Source organism: Gemmobacter nanjingensis (genome assembly GCF_014652195.1).
GTDB lineage: Bacteria > Pseudomonadota > Alphaproteobacteria > Rhodobacterales > Rhodobacteraceae > Gemmobacter > Gemmobacter caeni.
The window spans coordinates 50,686-72,358 of record NZ_BMYI01000016.1 but is presented as its reverse complement, the minus strand read 5'-3'; the positions used below and the strand labels follow the sequence as shown (position 1 = coordinate 72,358).

The window sequence follows — 21,673 nt, the reverse complement described above, 5'->3', positions numbered from 1 at the left end:
TTCACTGTCCCCCGTTCTGATGCGGGGCGGCGGGCACCGGCGTCCGGCCGAGGAACCGGTCGCGGCTCTCGGCCCAGGTGGCGAGGCAGCCGGGATCGTTCACGGCGGCCTCGCCTAACTGCTGGCAGTGGCGCAGGCTCTGGCGCAGCGGATCGGCAGGCGCCTGAAGCGCCGGCGCCGCGCGGGGCTGTGCTGGTTCGTCCTCGCGTGTCATTTCGATCACCGTCGCGGTGATGGCGATGGCCACGAATATGATCGCGCCCAGCCGGGCCAGCATCTTGCCGTCCATGTCGCGCCCCTCTTGTCCGGTCAGTTGTTGCCGTTGCCGAACATCCGGGCATTGCCGGGCTGATAGCCCGATCCCGGCGTCAGAAAGCGCTCGCGCTGGATGCGGCCTTGTTCGGCGGCGGTGGCACGCTCGGCTTCGATCAGGGCTTCGGAGCGACCATTGGCGGACATCAGCGCGATCAGGTCGGAAAGCTGCTGCGACTGGAGCGCGAGAAGCTGATTGCCCGCCTGTGTCGCCTGTAACGCGCCGGTGGCGTTCTGGCTCTGCCCGACAAGGGCGGACATTTCAGCGCGGTTGGTGTCGATATTTCCGACGACACCAGCCTGCACGCGCATGGCGTCCTGCAAACCGCCGACCGTATTCTGCCAGCGGGACCGCGCATCGGCGACGAGCTGGGCGTCGGTCGCGGACAGCGAAACCTTGCCGTATTTCTGTTGGAACATTTGATCGACGTTCTGCACGTCGAAGGCAATGTTCTGCGCCTGGGCCAGAAGCTGCTGCGTGCGCTGGACATTCTGCTGCAAAGTCTGGAGCGAGGAATATGGCAGACTGGCGAGATTCTTCGCCTGATTGATGAGCATCTGCGCTTCATTCTGAAGCGAGGTGATCTGGTGGTTGATCTGCTCCAGCGTACGTGCGGCAGTCAGAAGGTTCTGCGCATAGTTGGTCGGATCATAGACGATGCGGCCGAAGCCAAAAGCGTGAGCGGGGCTTGCCAGCATGGGCGACAGTGCAACAGGCATGGCGAGCGTCAGCGCCAGCACGGATGCACTGACATATCGGGAAACGGGGATACGGATCATGGCAGGGTCTCCTTTTCTTGGCTGTCATCTGGATGGATTTGGTCTGGCGCGACCGGCCGAGCGGGCTCTGTCCGTTCGACAAGATTTGTGAGGTTCGGGATCAGATCGACGGCCCATTCGACGCCGCGATGGCGCAGCCAGGCCGCGAGAAAACCGTCCTGCCCATGCTCGGCGACGAGTTCGGCGATACGGGTCTGATCGGATTTGGATGATGCGGCGCAGAGCGCGAGGCCGACTTCGCTGAGGCCAAGCTCGAACAGGCGATTGCCGCGCCGCGATTGGCAGTAATAGTCCCGCTTTGGCGTGGCCCGCGCGAGTATCTCGATTTGCCGGTCATTGAGGCCGAAGCGGCGGTAGATTGCCGTGATCTGCGGCTCGATGGCGCGTTCATTCGGGAGAAGCAGCCGCGTCGGGCAGCTTTCGATGATGGCGGGCGCGATATTGCTGCCGTCAATGTCCGAGAGCGATTGCGTGGCGAAGATGACGGAAGCGTTCTTCTTCCTGAGTGTCTTCAGCCATTCGCGCAGCTGGTTGGCGAACCCCTCGTCATCGAGCGCCAGCCAGCCTTCGTCGATGATGAGCAGGGTTGGCCGACCGTCGAGCCGGTCGCCGATCCGATGAAACAGATAGGACAGGACGGCAGGCGCAGCCCCAGTGCCGACCAGCCCCTCGATCTCGAAGGCCTGTACATCGGCTGATCCGAGATGTTCGGCCTCGGCGTCGAGCAACCGGCCATAGGCGCCGCCAATGCAGTAAGGGCGCAACGCCTGTTTCAGATCGTTGGATTGCAGCAGCACGGCAAGGCCGGTGATGGTCCGTTCCCCCGCCGGGGCGGATGCCAGCGATGTCAGCGCCGTCCAGATGTGCTCCTTCACCTCCGGCGTGATGATCATGCCTTCACGCATCAGGATCGCGGCGATCCAGTCAGCGGCCCATGACCGTTCATAGGCATCATCGATCCGCGCCAGCGGTTGCAGGGAAACGGAAACCTCCGATCCCTCGGTCAATCCACCGCCGAGATCATGCCAGTCGCCACCCATGGCGAGCGCGGATGCCCGGATCGATCCCCCGAAATCGAAAGCGAAAATCTGGCTGCGATCATAGCGGCGAAATTGCAGCGCCATCAGCGCCAGCAGCACGGACTTGCCCGCGCCGGTCGGGCCGACGACGAGGGTATGGCCCACGTCGCCGACATGAAGGGAAAGCCGGAACGGAGTCGAACCTTCGGTCTTGCCGTACAGCAAGGGGGGCGCTCCGAGATGTTCGTTCCGTTCCGGCCCCGCCCACACGGCCGATAGAGGGATCATGTGGGCGAGGTTGAGCGTCGAGATCGGCGGCTGCCGGACATTGGCGTAGGCATGTCCGGGGATCGAGCCTAGCCAGGCATCGACGGCATTGACAGTTTCCGGCATGGCCGTGAAGTCACGGCCCTGAATGATCTTCTCGACCAGACGCAGCTTCTCGTCGGCGATACGGGGGTCGGCGTCCCAGACGGTGACGGTTGCTGTGACATAGGCCATGCCGGCGACGTCAGCGCCCAGTTCCTGCAAGGCCATGTCGGCATCGAGCGCCTTGTTGGACGCATCGGTGTCCACCAGCGCCGATTGCTCGTTGGTCATCACCTCCTTGAGGATCGCGGCGATGGATTTTCTCTTGGCGAACCATTGACGGCGGATTTTGGTGAGGAGTTTCGTCGCGTCCGTCTTGTCCATCAGGATGGCGCGGGTGGACCAGCGATACGGGAACGCGAGCCGGTTCATCTCGTCGAGCAGGCCGGGCGTGGTCGCTGTCGGAAAGCCGATAATGGTCAGGACGCGCAGATGCTTGTCACCAAGGCGCGGTTCCAACCCGCCAGTCAGCGGCTGATCGGCCAGCAGCGCATCGAGGTGCATGGGCACTTCGGGCACGCGAACACGATGGCGGTTCGTGGAAATCGTGGAATGGAGATAGGTCAGCGTGCCCGCGTCATCGATCCAGTGGCATTCGGGCATGAAGCCGTCGAGCAGCGCCAGCACGCGGTCGGTGCGGTCGATGAAGCCGCGCATCAGCTCCCATGGATTGACGCCGGATTGCTCACGGCCCTCGTAGAGCCAGGTCTCGGCGCGAGCCGCATCTTCGGCGGGTGGCAGCCAGAGGAAGGTCAGGAAGTAGCCTGACACGAAATGCGTGCCCGCTTCCTCGAAGGCAGCTTTGCGCTCGGCATCGAGAAGAGCGGAGGCCGGATCAGGAAATTGGCTGCCGGGATAGGTCGCGGCTTCGCTTCGTTGTGCCTCAACAAAGATCGACCAGCCGGAGCCGAGGCGGCGCACGGCGTTGTTGATACGCCCGGCGACCGCGACCAGTTCGGCGGCAACAGCGGAATCCAGATCCGGCCCGCGAAACTTCGCAGTCCTCTGGAAACTGCCGTCCTTGTTCAGCACGACGCCCGAGCCAACCAGCGCGGCCCAGGGCAGGAAATCCGCGAGGCGGGTAGCGGTACGGCGATATTCGGTGAGGTTCATCATGGCCGCGCCCTCACACTGACAGATGACCGGGTATGCGCAGGTGCCTGCGGCCCACCTCGACAAAAAGCGGATCGCGTTTGGCAGCCCATACCGCGAGGAAATGACCGACCGCCCAGATGGCGATGCCAACCAGCCAGAGACGAAGGCCGAGGCCGACGGCGCCGGCCAGCGTGCCGTTGACGATGGCAATCGAACGCGGTGCGCCGCCGAGCAGGATATGCTCGGTCAGCGCCCGGTGAACCGGGATGGAGAAGCCCGGCACCGCGTCGAGCTGTTCGAGGCCACCCGCCATCAGATGAGCGCCCCGCCGCCGAACGAGAAGAACGACAGGAAGAAGCTCGACGCGGCGAAGGCGATGGACAGGCCGAAGACGATCTGGATCAGGCGGCGGAAGCCGCCGGAGGTATCACCGAAGGCCAGCGCCAGGCCGGTGGCGATGATGACGATGACGGCGATGATCTTGGCGACAGGACCCTCGATCGACTGGAGGATCGACTGAAGCGGGGCCTCCCAGGGCATGGAGGAGCCGGAGGCGTGTGCGGCAGGCGCCAGCATCAGACTGATGGAAACAGTGGCAGCGGCGGTTGCCATGATGCGGCAGCCGCGTGAAATCGTGCGGATCATGAAGGGTTTCCTTTCGGGGTGGTTGCCAAAGTGATGGGATGCGTGATGGCGTAATCGCCGTCCGGCCCCAGCCCATCGACGCGGGCGAGTTCGACCAGCCGGCGGGAAGAGCCGCGTCCGGCAAGAACGGCGACGAGGTCGATTGTCTCGGCAATCAGGGCGCGCGGGACGGTGATGACGGCTTCCTGGATGAGCTGTTCGAGGCGTCGCAGCGCGCCAATGCCGGAACCGGCATGGATGGTGCCGATCCCGCCCGGATGGCCGGTGCCCCAGGCTTTAAGGAGGTCGAGAGCTTCGGACCCGCGCACCTCGCCGACCGGGATGCGATCCGGGCGCAGGCGTAGCGACGAACGCACCAGATCGGAGAGCGTCGCCACGCCATCTTTGGTGCGCATCGCGACCAGATTGGGCGCGGCGCATTGCAGTTCGCGCGTGTCTTCAATGATCACGACGCGGTCCGAAGTCTTGGCGACTTCTGCCAGCAGCGCGTTGGTCAGCGTGGTTTTTCCGGTCGAGGTGCCGCCCGCGACAAGGATATTGGCGCGCGTGGCGACGTTCAGGCGCAGCACCTCGGCCTGAGCACTGGTCATGATCCCGGCGTTTACATAGTCGTCGAGCGTGAACACCGCGACGGCAGGCTTGCGGATGGCAAAGGTCGGCGCCGTGACGACAGGCGGCAGCAACCCTTCGAAGCGCTCTCCGGTCTCGGGCAGTTCAGCCGACACACGCGGATTGCGGGCATGAACCTCGGCGCCGACATGATGGGCGACCAGCCTGACGATCCGCTCGCCATCGGCAGCCGACAGCCTCTCCCCCGTATCGGCCAGCCCTTCGGAGAGCCGATCCACCCAGATGCGGCCATCGGGATTCAGCATCACCTCGACCACAGCTGGATCTTCCAGAAACCGGGCAATCGATGTACCGAGCGCGGTGCGCAGCATCCGCGCACCACGCGCAATCGTCTCGGGTTTCTGATGTGATGCGGTCATGGCGGCCCCGTTCATGGCGGGACGCGCAAAAGACGGACCCCGGATTGGGGTCGATTAAAAGAACCTGATTTAGGGCCGTTTCAACAGATGTTTACGCGTGTGCGGGCATCGGCGGCGCAGGGCGGTAAATAGGATGGATCGAAAGTTCAGAGCTGGTTTCCATCCGCTTCGGACTGGCCTTGTGACGAAAGATCGTGAAGCGAATCGATATCCCGCGACAACTCTTTCAGGAATCTGTCGCCGGAAGCCAGGCGCTTGCCCAGCGTCTGCATGAAGCCTTCGAAGCGCTCGTTGCCCTTGATGCGTGCCGACTGTTTCGCGCTATCTGACAGCGGCGGCGTCATGGTGAGCCAGAATTGTACGAACAGCGAAAGCGTCTCGCCGAGGATGGCGACATCTTCGTCCAGCATATCGAACTGGCGGCCAAGCTTATCCAGGCGTCGCGACATTGCGGCTTCCAGCCGTTGGGTCGTGTCACCGGACAGGAAGGATGCTACCGCAGCCTCGATCACTGCGGATTTTGAAACATTGCGACGCAGCGCCAGACCCTCGACCTGCTTCAGCAGATCCGGGGAGAAGTAGACATTCATGCGGGTGCGACTCGTCATGCCTGTCTTCCTTCTCAAAGCTCGATGCCGTCATTTGGGTCGAGTGACGCCTGCCGCGCGACCATGCGCATCCGCTGACGCATGGCACGGGCTTTGGCGGCATCGACGTCGGGCTCATCATCGAGAAAATCGAACTCCTGCGATGGCGGCGGTGGTGGCGGGATGATTTCCTCATGTTCGGGAAGCTCCGGCTCAAGACGGATACCGGCATTGGCAGGATCGTCGTCGGACCTGTTCGACGCGGGTCCGTGGCCGGCCGCGGCCGCAACAACACGGCTCGTCCAGTCGTCTGGTGCCGATGTTTCCATCTTCACCGACTGCTTGTGCAGATCGGGCGGCGGCAGCACCCGTTCCTGAAGCCGCGCATCGGCATAGTAGCGCGCCTTGGCGGCGCGGATGGGCGGCACACCCGCTACCATGACGATCTCGTCGGTTGGCGGAAGCTGCATGATCTCGCCCGGTGTCAGGAGCGGCCGCGCTGTTTCCTGCCGCGAAACCATGAGATGCCCGAGCCAGGGCGCGAGGCGATGGCCCGCATAGTTGGTGGAATCGCGCATTTCCGTGGCCGTGCCGAGCGCATCACTGATCCGCTTGGCGGTGCGTTCATCGTTTGCGGCAAAGGCGACACGCACATGGCAGTTGTCGAGAATGGCGTTGTTCTGTCCATAGGCCCGCTCGATCTGGTTGAGCGACTGCGCGATCAGGAACGCTTTGAGGCCGTAGCCGGCCATGAAGGCGAGCGCCGATTCAAAGAAATCAAGCCGCCCGAGCGCGGGGAACTCGTCCAGCATCAACAGGAGACGATGGCGTTTTCCGGTGGTTTCCAGTTCCTCGGTCAGCCGCCGCCCGACCTGATTGAGGATCAGACGGATCAGCGGCTTGGTCCGGTTGATGTCCGAGGGCGGTACGACGAGGTAGAGGTTGACCGGTTCTTTTGCTCCGACCAGATCAGCAATGCGCCAGTCGCAGCGGGCCGTCACGCGGGCCACGACCGGATCTCGGTAGAGACCGAGAAAGGACATCGCCGTGGACAGCACGCCGGAGCGTTCGTTCTCGGATTTGTTCAACAGCTCGCGTGCCGATGAGGCGATGACGGGATGCACACCGGCTTCGCCCAGATGCGGCGTGTCCATCATGGCGCGCAAGGTCGCCTCGACCGGACGGCGCGGATCGGACAGAAAGCTCGCGACCCCCGCCAGCGTCTTGTCCTTCTCGGCATAGAGAACATGCAGGATGGCGCCGACCAGTAGCGAATGGCTGGTCTTTTCCCAATGGTTGCGCTTGTCGAGACTGCCCTCGGGATCGACCAGAATATCCGCGATGTTCTGGACATCGCGGACTTCCCACTCCCCCTGACGGACTTCCAGCAGCGGGTTGTAAGCTGCGGAATGCACATTGGTCGGATCGAACAGCAGGACGCGGCCGTGATGGGACCGGAAGCCGGCCGTCAGATTCCAGTTCTCACCCTTGATGTCGTGCACGATGCAACTTCCCGGCCAGGTCAGCAGCGTCGGCACAACGAGACCGACGCCTTTGCCTGATCGGGTGGGCGCGAAACAAAGGACATGCTCGGGGCCGTCGTGCCGGAGATAGTCCTTGCTGTGCCTGCCAAGGACCACGCCATCGGGACCGAGCAGTCCGGCAGCATGGATTTCCTTGTCCTCGGCCCATCTGGCCGATCCGTAGGTGGCGACGTTGCGCGCCTCGCGCGCCCGGATGATCGACATGAAAAAAGCGGCGGCGATAGCGAACAACGCCCCGGACGTGGCGATGAACGCGCCTTCGGTGAAAATACCGGGCGCATAGGCGTCATAGGAAAACCACCACCAGAAGAAGGCCGGAGGATAATAGACCGGCCATCCCGCAACATCGAACCACGGATTGCCGAGCTGGGGCTGAAAGCCAAGGCGGAAGGCCACCCATTGCGTCGAAGTCCAGACCATCACCAGGACAATGGTGAATACAACAATGATCTGGCCCCAGAGTATTCGGCCACCACGCATACAGGCTCCAATCGGCAAGAGAGTCGGAGCCGATCAAAGAATAGACGTTTTCGAAAGCGGCAACAGGAAAAGCAGGGGTGCCGTGTTGCCGGATACTATCGGCGGCACATCGGACAGGCCCTTTCAGATGCCGATGTCGACAGAACAATTTGCGAGGTGCCAGATCGGCAAAGGCTCAAATCCCGAGCCCTCGTGTTCGCCCCATTTGCCACGATACCGATCCACCCTGCACGATGCCCGCAACCTCGCGGCCGAGCTGGCGGTCGATCACTGGCCGCCATGGGACAAGAGTGAACTCGTGGCTCTTTTCGACAATGGCGAACTTGCCGCTCGATAGATGTGCGATCCCGGTGAACTTGCCGCTGATATTTTCGCCATCGGCAGCCGCCCGGAACGGCAAGCCTTTGCTGCTGGCCATTTCCGCACCGACGCGGGCCACTTCCCTTTCTCGCAGATTGGCGAGCAGGTTGCGCCGATAGAGGATGCGTCCATTCTGCTGCCGCGTGGCATCGCCCTGTGCGATATGGTGTTCACGCCGCTGGTCCATAGCCTCGCGCACCTGCTGGCCGAACCCTGCCGGGGTAAGGTCCGAGGCGTCCGGTGTGACCAATCGCCGGTCCAGCCAGGTCGCGCCATCGGCGCCGATCTGTTTTTCCAGATCGAAGGTCGAGACGACACGGATGCTGGCCTGCCGGTTGCGACCGGCATCATAGGCGGTGGCGCGGCTCTCGAAGTCTTCGGGGATGCGCCACTGGTCGGCGTCGATCCGCTCGGCAATCCCGGCCCGGCGTAGCGACTCCAATCGCCGGACATGGGCATCGACATAGCCCTCATAATCGCCACCCGGCACACGTCCCTCGAACTTCGCCTGTTCGAGGTGGCGGCTCGGTCGGTAGATACCATTTTCCGAGATCGCAGCGATGGTGCGATCAGAGGGACGTTGCGCTGTATCGGCGGGACCGACTTCCACGATGCTGCCGATCCGGGCATCTTCAACGCGGGCCGGATCAATGCCGGGAAGATGGTGTGTTCGCCCGTCGATGCCGTCCACCACGAGCGTCAGGTTCTCGCCCATCTCGTCGGTGAGATATTTGTCCACGACGCGGCCGGTGATGGGCGCCGCGGGTGCGGCATCGTGAAGCTGGAAGGTCATCGGATCACGTTCCTGCCCATCGGCCTTCAGCGCCTTGTGCATGTTGCGGATGATGTCACCGCGCTCACCGAGTTCACGCAGCGCCGGTTCCATCTTCGCGCCAAGCTCCCAGACGCCGGGTGCATGTTCCCTAGCCAGCCCCATCTTTTCCAGCTTGGCGAGACGGCGCAGGCGAAGTGTGCGGTTGAACTGGCGGCGTGCATCTGCCGGTTCGTGGCGCAGATCGAGGAACCTTTCGTCGGCTTCCTCGGTCATGGCGCGGTCGATGCGCGTGAAGCGGTCCTGATCGATTTCGGCAGACAGCTTGCGGCTCTGCTCGATCTCGGTCACGGGGCCGAGTTCCAGCGTGGTCAGTTCGCTCGCCCGCTCACGAATACCATTGGCGAGATAGTCACCATTGATAACCAGGTTCTCGCCCAGATCGTCCTTCCCCCGAACAATGACATGGACATGGGGATGGCCGGTATTGTGGTGATTGACAGCCACCCAATCGAGTTTCGTGCCAAGGTCGGCCTCGATGCGGCTCATCAGATCGCGGGTGTGGTCGGTGAGATCGGAAAGATCGGCGGCATCCTCGGGCGAGACGATGAAGCGGAACTGGTGGCGATCATCCTTGCCGCGATCAAGGAAGGCATCTCCATCAGCGCGGTCCTCGGTCGCCGAATAGAGCTGGCCACGTTGGCCATCACGCGATGTTCCGTCGCGCTGGATGTAGCGCAGATGGGCAGCACCTTTGCCATTCCTCCCCGCGCTCTGAACGTATCGGGTTTTGACGACGACGCGACGCACTCCGGCTGCGCTGTGACGCCACCCGCCCGACAGGGTTCGGGCGCGGACATAGGCCGCGCCACGGCCACGCTTGACGCCCGGACCTTTGCCAGCGCGCGATGCCTTCCCGCTCTTTCCGGCCGAACCCGATGAGGACGACGAGGACGTCCGTGATGCGAATGACGATGATCTACTAGGGCTGTTGCTAAGCTGACGCGCCAGCTTCTTCGCCTGCGTCAGAAAGCTCTTGGCTTTGCCCGCTTTCGGCACGTCGAATTTGATCCGGCCCGGCCTGGGGCGAAAGCGATTCTCGTCGTCGGCGCTCATGAGCCCATTCCCTGCCGTTTAGACACGGAAACGGCAGATATTAGGCTATAGTGCCGGTCAAAACCCAACAAAGCCAAGGCTTTGCGCCATATCGCGGCACGCGAGACCCAAAAGCAGGGTGCCGTGCGCCGCGCCCCAAAACAGTGTGCAGACAAGGGCTTGCCCAGAAACTGCCCCGACAGGGTGCCGGTTTCCTTTATCTTGCCCTCCGCCTTTCCTTCCCTTTTTGCCCTTCCTGCCGGGAATGCTGCCAGGCGCACCCAAGCCTGACTGCACACCGGAAATGGACCGAACGAGCGCGTAAACGCCATGCTCATGGCTTGTCGCCATCGCTCGCAAGGGCCACGAATATGCCGCTGTCCTGCGGCTCCTGAACGGCGGGATCGCGCAGAGAAGCGGTTGCGTGGATGTCGCTCGATGGCTGATTAACCGCCGCTGAAATGCCGCCGGATTGCGCAACGAAGAGCGGGGCTTCGCGCCAATCCGGTGGCGGCGGCGGCACGATCGTCGGCACATCAGGCGCAGTCGCCCTGCCGAGAACAGGTGCGAGCGTGGCGACATAGGCGCGTGTTTCTGCGGGCAAAGTGCGACCTGTCGCCAGATGCTCGTCATAGCGACCGGGACCGGCATTGTAGGCGGCAAGCATGGCCGCGACATTGCCATAGCGGTCCCACATCTCCCGCAGATACGCCGTACCTGCGAGGATGTTGTCACGCGGATCGTAAGGATCGCGCCCGAGGCCATGGCGGCTGCGCAGGCCCGCCCAGGTATCGGGCATGACCTGCATCAGTCCCATCGCGCCCGCCGATGAAATGGCGCGCACATCGCCCGCGCTTTCCACACCCAGCACGGCCCGAATCCAGTGCTCTGGAATGCTGAAACGCTGTGACGCCTCTGCAATGAAAGCAGCATGGGGATGCGCGGTAACAGGCGCGGGTTGCGGCGTGACCTGCGCCATGGCCGGCATCGAGCCGCTGCCAGCCGACAGAAGGGCCGTGAAGATAAGAAGGGCGCGGGATCGCATGATCTCAGTCCCGATCTTCGCGGGGCCGCGGGCGGCTCCAGTGCAGCGACCATGACGAGCCTGCATCGTCGTCGCGAAACAGATTGGCGCGGATCGGCTGCGGTAAGGCGGGATCGTCGAGCAGCACCGAGAGATATTCGCCAGCCTTTTCGCCGGTGCGTTTCCATGCAGCACCGACCTCCGGCCCGTCATGTTCAATGAAATGGACGCGATAGTCCGGCGCATTCTCCGCATCGGAATGTTCGGCGGGCACGATAACGAGATCGCGCTTCATGGTGAGCGTGACGAGCTGACCGGCGAAGCCGGATGCGTCACGCGCAAATTGACCGATCTGTGGCATGGTATGTCTCCTGTGTTTGTGGATTTGGCGTGGGTTCAATGCGTGGCCGCCCGCCATTCGTAGCGGCCATCGCCTTCCTCATCGGTCCAGAGCGGGAGCGCCCGGCCGATGACGGAACTGGCGGGAACAGGTCCGAAGTAACGGCCGTCGAGGCTGTCCCGGACGTCCCAATTCATGAGGAAGAGTTCACCGTCGCCGATGATGCGGCAGCTCTGCCAGACCGGCAGATCGCGGCCCATGCGGTCGCGCTCCAGCGCGTCCCCCATTTCGACATGATCGACGGTAATGGTCGCACCGTTGCGGCAGACGCGCTGTCCCGGCAGGCCGAGGACACGCTTCAGCAGCGGCACGCCGCGTCCGATATAGCCGCGCTCGACCATGAACCGCTCCAGCGGTTCGGGCGGCATGATGACGACGAGTTCTGGAATTTCGAGCGTATCGGCGGGAGCAACCGTGTAGAAGCCGATGGGCGCGCTGGCAGTCGCGTTCCAGATCAGCCGGGTTGGCAGATCGGCAACCGCCGTGGCGACAAGCGTGCCGACGGCCAGCATGGACACGGCGAGGATATGACGGCGGCTCATGTCCAGATCCTCCGGCGGTTGAGCCACGCGGCATGGCGTTCCGGGGTGTAGGGGTTGGGTTCCTGACCGGCACTCAAGCGGTTGTGGACGTGCCGCCAATGGTCCGGCGCAACATCCGCCGGATCGATGCCAAGCGCGTCCACGGCATCAATCAGGGCCAGCACCCGCTGGACTTGTCGCCAGCCATCAATACGCAGCAGGATCTCGCAGCCAGGACGAACGAAGGGCACGGTCTGGTACGGTTCGCCGCGACCAACGGCGCGCAGGATGTCGAGCCGCGAGACGATGGTGCCGTAATCGTTGGAGGCCCAGCGGACGAAGGCAAAGATGCTTTCGGGCGCAAAACCGATCAGACTGCAGCGGCGGTCGATGATCTGCTCAAAGCTCTTGTGACCGAACCTGATCCAGCGCTCGACCTTCTTCTTCTGGAAGGTCAGTTCGACCAATGTGGTGAACGGAGCTGGTCCGCCCGGCCGCGGATGTTCATGCACTGCACACGCGGTCTTGCCGGTCATGGCTGATCTCCTTCGGTGGGTGGAAACTCGCGGACCAGCAGCTCGCGCAACATCACGGCGACCGTGACGCCGCGCCGGAAGGCAGCGACCTTGATGCGCCCGCGTAGCTCGGGCGTGATGTCGATGGTCAGGCGGGCGGTAAACGCCTCGGCAGCCATCTTTCCTGTTACCGGCGCATCGGCGGCCCTGACCCAGCTATCGGGATTGCCCGGACGCGATGCGAAGCCGGATTTGGCGGGTGGACGTGTCATCGCACAATCCTCCCGAGCCCGAGGCTATCGATCTCGGCCACCAGCGCTGTGACCTCCAGTGCAGCCCGTTCGCCGCCATCGGTCTCTGAGACCAGTCGCCCGGTTTGTGCGGCTTCAGCGAAGGCGACGCGCTGGCCAATGGTCGTGGCCAGCAAGGGTGGATCGTGGTCCGCTAGTGTTTGGGCCGTTTCGCGGGCGATGATGGTGCGCGCACCGCATCGGTTCAGCAGAAAACGGGCGGCAAGCTCGGGACGATAGATGCGTGCTTCGCTCAGAAGCGCCAGCATCTCGGCCGAGGCCCAGCCGTCGAAGGGCGATGGCTGCACCGGGATCAGCGCCAGATCGGCTGCAAGCAACGCAGAGCGCATCAGACCAGCGACACGGGGCGGACCATCAATGACGACATGATCCGCGTCACGCGCCAGTTCCGGCGCCTCCCTGTGCAGGGTATCGCGGGTAAGTCCGATGACGGTGAACAGCCTTGGCAGCCCTTCATCGCTGCGCCGCTCCGACCAGTCGAGTGCGGAGCCTTGCGGGTCGGCATCGATCAGGATGACGCGCTTGCCTTCCGCGGCCCAGGCTCCGGCGAGATGCAGCGCCAGCGTCGTCTTGCCCACGCCGCCTTTCTGATTGAGGAGCGCGACAATCATCGCCGTCCTCCCGGTTTGCCGAGAGGAAGTTCAGGCGTGCTTGTTGACGCGGGCGCTCCTTGCTTTGGGGGCGTCAGCTTGCCTTTATGGGCACCCGATCTGAGGGCCGCACCAGCCTTCGCGATGAGCTTTTCCACATCGCGCTGCCGCTCTTCAAAGTTAGATTCTGTGTTAGACTCTAAGTTAAGGGCGCGATTTTCGCTTTTGTTACCGAAGGATAGGAGGTGTTTGGGTTCCCGATAGCACGAGCCTCCGGTTCCTGATGGCACGATAGTCCGGGTTCCCGATAGCACGAGACTATCCACAGGTTTTCCACAGGCCGGGACAGGCTCGAAAGCGAGCAGCATCCGGCCGCCGGTTTCGACCTCGGCGAACAGGGTGTAGCCGGGCAGTGGCTGGCGGCGGATAATGTCGCGCAGCTCGAAGGCGAAGCGCTTGAACGGCGACAGACTGCCCGATTTCTGGTGCAGGTGACGGAAGTCGAACCGCCAACCGTTTTTCTGTCGCCCACCATGCTTGCGCACCAGGCGATAGAGCCAGCGATCCAACCCGCCGGTCAGATTGAAATAGGCCCGGTCGATGGTGAGGATCAGGGCGTCATCCAGAACCGCACTGTAGAACCAGTCGGGCACGATCATCTCGATGCCGTCCGGACGGCCATTGGCATCGGTCCGCTCGTGCCATTCGTTGATCCACGAAAAGCGATGTCGCCGTCCATTCGCGCGCTGGCGGATCGAGGTTGCAACCGTGGTCGATTGCAGCCGGTCCAGCGCCGCCTTCAGGCGCTGATAGTCCCTCAGGGAGGTTCCGCGCCCTGTGAATGTCAGGATTTCATAGGGCGTTGCCGCCATCAGGCGCGACGTGCGCAGACCGGCGTCCCGCGCTTCCACGATCTGGCTGGCCGCCCAGATCAGTATATCGGCGTCCCAGATCGTCGCCATACCGTGATCGGGAACAGCTTCGACACGGATCGAGACGTTGCCCAAGGCAAAGTCAATCGGGCGGATACGGTGCGATTTGGAAAGGGAAAAGAAAGGATAGGCCATGAGATCCTGCGCGTCTCGTGGTGCGAATTCCCCGGGAAGCGCCCGAAACAGATCGAGTTGCCCGCGTTCCGAGGCGGATGGGTGCTGCGCTGCCATCAGGGGCTGACCGCCGTGTTCAGCGCGTGATGCGCTTGGGCGAGGTGAATGCGGTCGGCGGCATAGGTTTCGCCGGGAGAACTTGTCCGCGTGGGTCCGACGTGGAGGTAACCGATCCGCGCGCAACCCAGGCTGCGAGATCCTCGACCGAATAGACAACGCGGCCGCCGAGCTTGTGATAGGCAGGTCCCGTTCCGTAGGTTCTGTGCTTTTCCAGCGTGCGCGCGGACAGACTGAGGAAATCGGCGGCTTCCTTGGTGCGCAGATAGCGTGGCGGCAAGGCGGCGAGATCAGGTCGCATGGGGTGGCCTCCGTGGTTGTGCAGGATGCCGCTGACGATCAACGGCATGACATGCGCACGGTGGCGAAGGCGCGGCGGCATGGGGGATGAGGAAGATCGAAGGGGTAGAATCCTCACCCTCGATCAGACGTCAGTGTCAGGGTTTGCGACGATGGCGCAAAAGGTCCTGATAACCGCCGTCGATCAGCGCGGCGGCAGATCGGACAAGGGCGATGACAGAGGCGCGCAAAGCCGATGTCTTCCACGGCTCAGCGCGAACGCGCGCCTCTCCGTAGATGGCGATGGCAATCTCACGATAGGTCGCGTGGTTGGCGTTTCCGTCGGCAGCTTGCATCATCAGGCGAAACCGCCGGCGCTGATACGGCGTCATCCTGGGGTCGCGGCGCGCGGGTTTCCCGGCCAGCATGTGCCAGAGCCTGAGAATGGCTTCGAGCCGATCCGGCAGATTTTCGTCAAGTGGCAGAATGATCGCCGGCTGCGAATTGGCATCGGTGTCGGCGAGGATCAGATATTGAACGCCGTCTCTGGCGTCGCAGACACCATATGTCCCCTCTGGTCCGCAGATGGCATCAGCAAGATCTACCGATAAGGCGGACGGAGAAGGCGGAAGAAAATCGGGCGCTGCCCCGAGCATCAGCATGTCCGGATTGGCAACAGGCGACCAGATGACCGGTTGGTCGAGCGCGGAAAAGCCGGGGTCTGCCGGGAAATCGCAACCCCCAGCGATGTTGGACATCATCCGCAAAGGGAAGATGCCCGGCGCCTTGCGCTACAAGATCATCGAAACTGGCCTGGTAGGAGGCGTTACGCCGCAGGCATTCCCAGGCGACACCCTCAACGGGCAGCGCATCGTAGAATTCATACTGGTTCTGGTCTCGCCAGCGGGATGTATCCGGCTTCATTGCTCCGCTCCTGGTTGAAACTGCACAGGTGGAGCGTGAAAGAATTGCGGCGCCTCTACCGAGATGGAAGCCGGGACAAAGACATGGGGTGATGCTCTGAAGGCATCACTGGTGCGACGGCGGCGAGGTCAGGTCCGATCTATCGGATTACGCAGCAGCTGACGATAGCCGCTCTGTGTCATCCAGCGCGCCCGTGCCAGATGGCTGTCATGGACCTGCCGGGCGCGTTCAGGTTCCCGAACAGGGTCAATTCCGAACAGCACATTGACGGCTTCGGTCCATTCCGCCCCATTACCGGCGGCATCGAGCAGCCGCATATAGAGCTTGATATGCGCGCGATCATATTTGGTCAGCTCGTCGCTAACAGGTGCAATATCGTCGAAGGGAGGAACCGGAGATGTCATGTCGCGGGTCGCCACAGAGCATAGGCCGCCGCAGCGGATTGATGATGTCGCCGGCGCCGGTCAGGCGTCACGGATCTGTCGGTATCTCTTCTCGTCTTGGTCATGAACCAGCAATACTCCTTGCCCGCGATCCGTGGACAGGAGAACAATCCCTGCTGCTTCAAGCGCCCGGCGCACCTGATCCCGCGTTGTCTCATACACCTCGAGCCGGTTCTCGGACTCAAGGCGTTTCAGGGCAGTCAGCGATATTCGGGCCTTGTCAGCGAGCGTCTCCTGCGTCCAACCCAGCAACGCGCGTGCGGCCCGCGACTGTCGAGCGGTGATCATGCATGATCACCTCCCATCGCGACCGGCGCGCATTCCAGAACTACGGCTATTTTAGTCGCCTTCGCCCGATACGCCATACGAAATCGTCGAATCTGGCCAGGGCGTTATCTGCACGGCTGAGCATGCAGCCCGACTGATTCGCCTGTATGCCGCAATTGCAGCACTTGTGCTGGCCGTAGCGCCGACCAGCACAAGATGATCCCCAAACGCTCCAAGAGGAATGATCGTGATATGTTTGGAGATCATTTTCTTTGCGTTCTGCGCTGGATATGATACCCATCCAGATCAGTGCAGCAAAAATGATCTGTAAAGGCGTCACATGAAGGCGGAAGAAGAAACACTGAGGCTGATCGGCGACCATTTTCGCCGCGCGCGTCTTGCAGCGGGGTTGACCCAGGAGCAAGTCGCTGATCTCGCCGGTATATCGCGGCCGCGCTACCGCGACATCGAGACGGGGGCGGCGGCTGCGCGCACCACGACATTGATCAACATTGCCAGGGCGCTTGGGCTGGAAATGATGCTGGTCCCGCAGGCGATGGTGCCCGCCATCGAGGCGCTTCTGCGCCCCGAGGCCGAGGATGATCATCCGGCCTTCAGCCCGCAACCGGAGAGCGACGATGACAGCCGTCCGTACCGCTGAGACCATCACCGCGCTGGACGTGTTCCTGAACAGTGCGAAGGTTGGCACGATCGTCAGGACGCCGGGTGATTTCAACGCCTTCAGCCTTGATCCAGCCTATCGCGCGACCGGCGGCATTCCGGTTCTGAGCCTGTCGCTGCGCGCGGCATCAGGGGGCCTGCGCAAGGATCCGCGACCTGTCGCAGGCAGCCTGCCGCCCTTCTTTGCCAACCTGCTGCCCGAAGACCGGCTGCGCGAGGCGATGGAAAAACACCATGCGGGCAATGTGCGGCCGGGGAATGATTTCGATCTCCTGGCCACCCTTGGTGCGGATTTGCCGGGGGCCGTTCGGGTGCTGCCCAGTGACGGCCAACCCGGCATCGGGGTGGCGCCACCCCAAGGACGGCCCAAGGCTCGCTTCTCGCTGGCAGGCGTGCAGATGAAGCTCTCGGTGATGAAGAACACCGGCAAAGGCGGCGGGCTGACCTTGCCGCTCGGGGATGACGAGGGCCAATATATTGCGAAATTCCCCTCGACCGCCTTTCCGGGCGTGTCCGAGAACGAGTTCGCGAACCTCGCGCTTGCCGAAGCCATCGGTATGAATGTGCCTGAGCGGGAACTGGTCAGCCGAGACCAGTTCGAGGGCATTCCCGAAGAGTTTGAAACACTTGCCGAGGGGCTGGTCCTGCTCGTGCGGCGTTTTGATCGCGGGGCAGACGGGGAGCGCATCCATATCGAGGATTTCGCGCAGGTTTTCGGCCTGTACCCGGCGCGCAAATATGATGGCGCCGCCTCCCACGACATCGCCTCTGTGCTGAATGTGGCAATCTCGCCGTTCGCCGCGCTGGAGTTTGTCCGGCGGCTGACCTTCTCGGTGGTCATGGGCAATGGCGACATGCACCTCAAGAACTGGTCACTGATCTATTCGGGCGACGGCGACACGCCCGCTCTTGCACCGATCTACGACATGCTTTCGACCATTCCCTATATTCCGGCAGATGGGCTGGCGCTGTCTCTGGGCGGCGAGCGGGCCTTCAAGGGCCTGGCCCCGGCCCGCTGGAAGACGTTTGCCAATCGGGCAAGGCTTCCCGAGCCTGCCGTGCTCAAGGCCGTTGTCGAGACGGTGAAACGCATCGATGCGAAATGGTGGACACTGCCGGAACGCGAGGTGGTCCCCCCGCCCGTGCTGGAACGGATCGACGCCCATGTGAAAACCATGATCCCGATCCTGACCGGCTGAGCAGTTCCAGCCCGGTCAGGTCACCGGGCCTGGCGGCTTTCCCGCGGGCACGGGAAAGGCCCCGACCTTGCGGTCGGAGCCTTTGTTCCGCGCCTCAGTCGCCGCGGCGACCGTTGGGGCGGGACCAGATGAGGGAGAAGGTTTCGCCGTCTTCTTCGTCGAAGAGGTTGGCGTAGATCGGAGCGTTGAAGCTTGGATCGTCCAGCTTGAGGCCCAGATAGTCGCGGCCCTCGTTGGAGCGCTTGGACCAGGCGGCGCCGATTTCAGCGCGACCGACCAGAACGCGGTGGCTGGGGGCATTCTCGCCGGTGGCGCGCAGGTCGGGGATGATGCGCACGCCCTTGGCCTGGACGCTGAGGGTGACGATTTCGCCGGTGAATTCGTTCGAGCCGGTCTTCTTGAAGGTGCCGATGGTTGCCATTTTAAGTCTCCGCTTTCCGTTTCCGAGCCCGCACCATTGCGGCCTCTATGGCGATCGACCGGCCGGAGACGAACGCTGGCGCACCCCAAAGGGGCTGGACAGCACAGGAGGAACTTTCTTGTTCCGCGCGGAATGGCGGCTTTGCCGGCAGGGGAAGAAAGTTGTGACGACGCTGTTGCGCTAAAGCGGTCGAAGCGCATCGCGCTGTTCTTCGGCCAGATCAGGCCATTGAAGAGGCCGTTTGGAGCGGTCGAGACACGGGGGTGAACGGGGACGGTGGCAACCTCGAGGCTCCATCAGGATGACCAGACCGGCGCACCGGCTTGTCTGGTCCCCCGCGTTTCAGGTCGTGCACATCCTTTTCTCCGGCCTGTGCTATCGGCATTGCCCCAACCGGTTTTCGGTCAGTCCTCGAATGCTGGCACTGACCGTCCTGCGCTCCTATGGACCGTGCCTGTGCCTCACGCTGCCCTGGGATCCACACGCTATCTACCCACCCGCCTCCTGACGAAGACGGCAGATGATCCGTATCCGCTTCTGGTCCTGCCTCTACGGGTCACTCCAGTTCAGGTGCGTGCAAGGTTCCCGTCCGCAGGGCCGGTTGCCGCCATGCCTGCAACGCGCAGGAACGCCGTCACGCCCACCGCGACCGCACCGACTACCGAAAAGATGATCTGCCACGTCTCGGACGGCATCATGTGTTTGACGATCCCGAGCGTAGCGTAAAACCCTGCCACGCCCGCCGGGGCAACGAAGGTCAAAGCGATCAGCAGCCGTGCCCAGATCGGACGAACCAGCATGAGCAGGCCCTGACCGACCGCCACTGTCAGACCCGCAGCGATAAGACCGATGAGGATGCCGCCAAGCCAGTCAGCGCCCGTGCCATAGGCCCATATGCCTGCGTTCAGGCCGATAAAGAACGGCAGGGCAAAAACGGCGAGATTGAACAGCAGCCAGCACATGGTCCCGATGGCTGCAATGGAAACAATAATTCCGAGAACGATCATGGTGGTGACTCCGTGCAAAAGGTCGGACGGCTGCGCCTTCCACCACCACCACCACCATGGCGCAATCACAGCATAGCAGCATTCCTCTCACCGCGCGAGAAGCGATGGCTTTCGAGGCCAGGCCTGTCCGAAAACTAGCAGGTTGAATGAGAAACCTTATGCGTCTGGTAGACCAGTATCGGCTCTACCTCTACGGTGGTTATATTGTTGGGTGGAAGGCTGCGGGTTAAAGTCTATGGCAGAAATCGATTGGTCAGATCGAGCATTTTACGACGATGGCGAATGGGTAAGCTGGTCAGACATCGATGAGCAGCTTCGTCACAAGGAGTGGGGAGCGAAGTATCCAAACGCCATCCGATCAATGATCCCGTATTTTGAGGACCTGATCTCACTCGCTGAGAGCTACCATCTGGAGACTGGCCTGCATTTGTCCGTGTATGGCGATATCGGCGAATTGTTCGGGGCCATCACCTACGGCATTAAGTTGAACAAGACCTACGCGCAGGGTTCGGACGGCAGGCTCGAAAACGATCATGTCGAAATCAAAACCATCACACCTTTCAAGACCAAGGACGTAGTGATGGTGGATACATCGAGGCATTTCAACAAGTTGCTCGTGGTCAAAATAAATGCAGAGTTCCAGGTCTCCGGGCGAATGGTCAGCCGCAAGCAATTGCCAAAGCGCTCAGGCCGTTACCTCCGGATTCGCTGGGAGGACCTGGCGCTCTTGCAGTAGTGCGCAATGGCGTTATGCCGAACCGGCAGCGCTCACGCGCTGCCGGTTCCGAAGCGATAGACCGGGATGCCCATCTTCCGAGCCTTATCGGCCAGGTTGTCCTGAATGCCAGTGCCGGGGAAGATGATGACCCCGATCGGCATCGTGGAGAGCATCTGGTCGTTGCGCTTGAACGGTGCTGCCTTGGCATGTTTCGCCCAGTCGGGTTTGAACGCGACCTGTGCGACCTTGCGGCTATTGGCCCAGGTTGCCGCGATACGTTCCGCGCCCTTGGGCGATCCACCGTGCATCAGCACCATGTCCGGGTGCTTGGCGTGAATCTGATCGAGCTTGGCCCAGATCGTCCGGTGATCGGTGGTGTCACCGCCCGAGAAGGCGATCTTCGGTCCGGCGGGCAGCAGCACCTCGTTGTCGGCCCGGCGTTTTGCGGCGATGAAGTCGCGGCTGTCGATCATGGCCGAGGTCATCTGGCGATGGTTGACCCGTGAGCCGGAGCGTTGCGACCAGGGCGTACCGGTGGTGCGCAGATAGATGTCGGCGGCGGCATCGCGGAAGGTTTCCATGCTGTCGCGGCGCTCGATCAGACTTTGGCCCGCGCCGATCAGGGTTTCGAGCTGGACGGATTTGACCTCGCTGCCATCCTGTTCGCGCTGAAGGCGCTTCTGTGCCTGCTCGTTATCGTCGAGTTTGGTCTCGATCCGCTCGACGGCGCGGTGGAAGGTGTTGACGGTGGACCAGAGGATCTCGTCGAGGTCGAAATCGAGGCTGGTGTCGGCCATGGTGGAAATTAGGGCGTCGAAGATCTCGGAGACTGCGCCTTGGATAACGTGATCTTCGGGTGTGATCCGGGGATCGGCCTCATCTTCGGAGGGACGGTAGCCGTAGAGTTCGAGTTCTTCGATGGCATGGCCGGTCGGGGACGTGCTGTGATCGGGTTCGAAATCGTCGTGCGCGTACATGGGATGCTTCCGTCAGTTGGACCGCGGCCGTCGCGGCCTTCATGGCGACGAAAGCCCACGGACGCTCCGGCCTGGCAGTCCGAGCCTCTGGCGAGGGCCTTGATGGCAAAGCCCGGCTGATTTGTTTCGCGCTGTAAAGGCGGGGGAGACGGGGTCCCCACGCGACCTGTCGCGTGGGGTGGCGGG

General features: G+C 62.6%; 26 protein-coding genes and 1 pseudogene. 3 read left to right on the top strand and 24 right to left on the bottom strand.

The window, feature by feature from the left end; all coding sequences use genetic code 11:
• Position 1 precedes the first annotated feature (1 nt).
• From trbK-alt to IE126_RS19955, 21 genes and pseudogenes are all read right to left on the bottom strand, one after another.
• The gene (trbK-alt, locus tag IE126_RS20050; RefSeq protein ID WP_015740167.1) at positions 2-289 is read right to left on the bottom strand and encodes a putative entry exclusion protein TrbK-alt; all 288 of its coding nucleotides are present in this window, start codon (positions 287-289) and stop codon (positions 2-4) included.
• 20 nt (positions 290-309) lie between these two features.
• Entirely contained in the window at positions 310-1,092 is a 783-nt protein-coding gene (trbJ, locus tag IE126_RS20045) for a P-type conjugative transfer protein TrbJ (protein ID WP_009450535.1), read from the bottom strand.
• The gene (trbE, locus tag IE126_RS20040) at positions 1,089-3,596 is read right to left on the bottom strand and encodes a conjugal transfer protein TrbE (protein WP_015740166.1); all 2,508 of its coding nucleotides are present in this window, start codon (positions 3,594-3,596) and stop codon (positions 1,089-1,091) included. The genes trbJ and trbE overlap by 4 nt, the downstream gene beginning before the upstream one ends.
• Before the next feature lie 10 nt (positions 3,597-3,606).
• Positions 3,607-3,888 (bottom strand): VirB3 family type IV secretion system protein, encoded by a 282-nt coding sequence (locus tag IE126_RS20035; protein ID WP_015740165.1) that lies wholly within the window; start codon positions 3,886-3,888, stop codon positions 3,607-3,609.
• Positions 3,888-4,220 (bottom strand): TrbC/VirB2 family protein, encoded by a 333-nt coding sequence (locus IE126_RS20030; RefSeq protein ID WP_009450539.1) that lies wholly within the window; start codon positions 4,218-4,220, stop codon positions 3,888-3,890. The genes IE126_RS20035 and IE126_RS20030 overlap by 1 nt, the downstream gene beginning before the upstream one ends.
• Positions 4,217-5,161: a P-type conjugative transfer ATPase TrbB gene (gene trbB, locus IE126_RS20025; RefSeq protein ID WP_425319666.1), complete on the bottom strand. Its 945-nt coding sequence runs from the start codon at positions 5,159-5,161 to the stop codon at positions 4,217-4,219. Before trbB ends, IE126_RS20030 begins: the two co-directional genes overlap by 4 nt.
• A gap of 194 nt (positions 5,162-5,355) precedes the next feature.
• Positions 5,356-5,817 carry a ribbon-helix-helix domain-containing protein gene (locus IE126_RS20020; protein ID WP_066700614.1) on the bottom strand — a complete coding sequence of 154 codons (462 nt, stop codon included), beginning with the start codon at positions 5,815-5,817 and terminating at the stop codon, positions 5,356-5,358.
• Between the two features lie 14 nt (positions 5,818-5,831).
• Positions 5,832-7,820, bottom strand: a complete 1,989-nt coding sequence (locus IE126_RS20015; protein ID WP_015740162.1) for a conjugal transfer protein TraG — start codon at positions 7,818-7,820, stop codon at positions 5,832-5,834.
• Between the two features lie 175 nt (positions 7,821-7,995).
• On the bottom strand, positions 7,996-9,228 hold the full coding sequence (locus tag IE126_RS26045) for a DUF3363 domain-containing protein (protein ID WP_268245829.1): 1,233 nt from the start codon (positions 9,226-9,228) through the stop codon (positions 7,996-7,998).
• 1,153 nt (positions 9,229-10,381) lie between these two features.
• On the bottom strand, positions 10,382-11,092 hold the full coding sequence (locus tag IE126_RS20005; RefSeq protein ID WP_066700616.1) for a lytic transglycosylase domain-containing protein: 711 nt from the start codon (positions 11,090-11,092) through the stop codon (positions 10,382-10,384).
• A gap of 4 nt (positions 11,093-11,096) precedes the next feature.
• Entirely contained in the window at positions 11,097-11,432 is a 336-nt protein-coding gene (locus IE126_RS20000; protein WP_010336155.1) for a DUF736 domain-containing protein, read from the bottom strand.
• A 35-nt stretch (positions 11,433-11,467) separates the two neighbouring features.
• Positions 11,468-12,013 (bottom strand): S26 family signal peptidase, encoded by a 546-nt coding sequence (locus IE126_RS19995; protein WP_066700617.1) that lies wholly within the window; start codon positions 12,011-12,013, stop codon positions 11,468-11,470.
• Positions 12,010-12,528 (bottom strand): DUF2840 domain-containing protein, encoded by a 519-nt coding sequence (locus IE126_RS19990; RefSeq protein WP_015740154.1) that lies wholly within the window; start codon positions 12,526-12,528, stop codon positions 12,010-12,012. The genes IE126_RS19995 and IE126_RS19990 overlap by 4 nt, the downstream gene beginning before the upstream one ends.
• Positions 12,525-12,779, bottom strand: coding sequence for a hypothetical protein (locus tag IE126_RS19985; protein WP_066700618.1), 255 nt, complete (start codon positions 12,777-12,779; stop codon positions 12,525-12,527). The genes IE126_RS19990 and IE126_RS19985 overlap by 4 nt, the downstream gene beginning before the upstream one ends.
• Positions 12,776-13,429, bottom strand: a complete 654-nt coding sequence (gene parA / locus IE126_RS19980) for a ParA family partition ATPase (protein ID WP_066700619.1) — start codon at positions 13,427-13,429, stop codon at positions 12,776-12,778. The genes IE126_RS19985 and parA overlap by 4 nt, the downstream gene beginning before the upstream one ends.
• Entirely contained in the window at positions 13,426-14,475 is a 1,050-nt protein-coding gene (locus IE126_RS19975; RefSeq protein WP_066700620.1) for a replication initiator protein A, read from the bottom strand. The genes parA and IE126_RS19975 overlap by 4 nt, the downstream gene beginning before the upstream one ends.
• A gap of 115 nt (positions 14,476-14,590) precedes the next feature.
• Entirely contained in the window at positions 14,591-14,872 is a 282-nt protein-coding gene (locus tag IE126_RS19970; RefSeq protein WP_035746363.1) for a helix-turn-helix transcriptional regulator, read from the bottom strand.
• Between the two features lie 136 nt (positions 14,873-15,008).
• Positions 15,009-15,608 (bottom strand): DUF2285 domain-containing protein, encoded by a 600-nt coding sequence (locus IE126_RS19965; RefSeq protein WP_229825714.1) that lies wholly within the window; start codon positions 15,606-15,608, stop codon positions 15,009-15,011.
• A 28-nt stretch (positions 15,609-15,636) separates the two neighbouring features.
• A pseudogene (locus IE126_RS26405) lies at positions 15,637-15,774 on the bottom strand (transcriptional regulator domain-containing protein); the annotation flags it as partial.
• Between the two features lie 128 nt (positions 15,775-15,902).
• Positions 15,903-16,178, bottom strand: a complete 276-nt coding sequence (locus tag IE126_RS19960) for a DNA -binding domain-containing protein (RefSeq protein ID WP_066700621.1) — start codon at positions 16,176-16,178, stop codon at positions 15,903-15,905.
• A 60-nt stretch (positions 16,179-16,238) separates the two neighbouring features.
• Entirely contained in the window at positions 16,239-16,505 is a 267-nt protein-coding gene (locus tag IE126_RS19955) for a helix-turn-helix domain-containing protein (protein ID WP_035746341.1), read from the bottom strand.
• A 319-nt stretch (positions 16,506-16,824) separates the two neighbouring features.
• On the opposite strand from IE126_RS19955, the gene IE126_RS19950 reads away from it, so the two are divergent.
• Positions 16,825-17,145 carry a helix-turn-helix domain-containing protein gene (locus tag IE126_RS19950; protein ID WP_009450556.1) on the top strand — a complete coding sequence of 107 codons (321 nt, stop codon included), beginning with the start codon at positions 16,825-16,827 and terminating at the stop codon, positions 17,143-17,145.
• Positions 17,123-18,364 (top strand): type II toxin-antitoxin system HipA family toxin, encoded by a 1,242-nt coding sequence (locus IE126_RS19945; RefSeq protein WP_009450557.1) that lies wholly within the window; start codon positions 17,123-17,125, stop codon positions 18,362-18,364. Before IE126_RS19950 ends, IE126_RS19945 begins: the two co-directional genes overlap by 23 nt.
• A gap of 94 nt (positions 18,365-18,458) precedes the next feature.
• Here the strand turns inward: IE126_RS19945 and IE126_RS19940 are convergent, their stop codons facing one another.
• A complete protein-coding gene (locus IE126_RS19940; RefSeq protein ID WP_009450558.1) occupies positions 18,459-18,785 on the bottom strand; it encodes a DUF736 domain-containing protein in 327 nt (108 codons plus the stop codon).
• A gap of 566 nt (positions 18,786-19,351) precedes the next feature.
• Entirely contained in the window at positions 19,352-19,792 is a 441-nt protein-coding gene (locus IE126_RS19935) for a hypothetical protein (protein WP_015740144.1), read from the bottom strand.
• A 235-nt stretch (positions 19,793-20,027) separates the two neighbouring features.
• Here IE126_RS19935 and IE126_RS19930 point away from each other — a divergent pair, with 235 nt between their 5' ends.
• The gene (locus IE126_RS19930; protein WP_015740143.1) at positions 20,028-20,528 is read left to right on the top strand and encodes a hypothetical protein; all 501 of its coding nucleotides are present in this window, start codon (positions 20,028-20,030) and stop codon (positions 20,526-20,528) included.
• 32 nt (positions 20,529-20,560) lie between these two features.
• On the opposite strand, the gene IE126_RS19925 is transcribed toward IE126_RS19930, so the two are convergent.
• The gene (locus IE126_RS19925; RefSeq protein WP_015740138.1) at positions 20,561-21,487 is read right to left on the bottom strand and encodes a DUF2493 domain-containing protein; all 927 of its coding nucleotides are present in this window, start codon (positions 21,485-21,487) and stop codon (positions 20,561-20,563) included.
• Positions 21,488-21,673 lie beyond the last annotated feature (186 nt).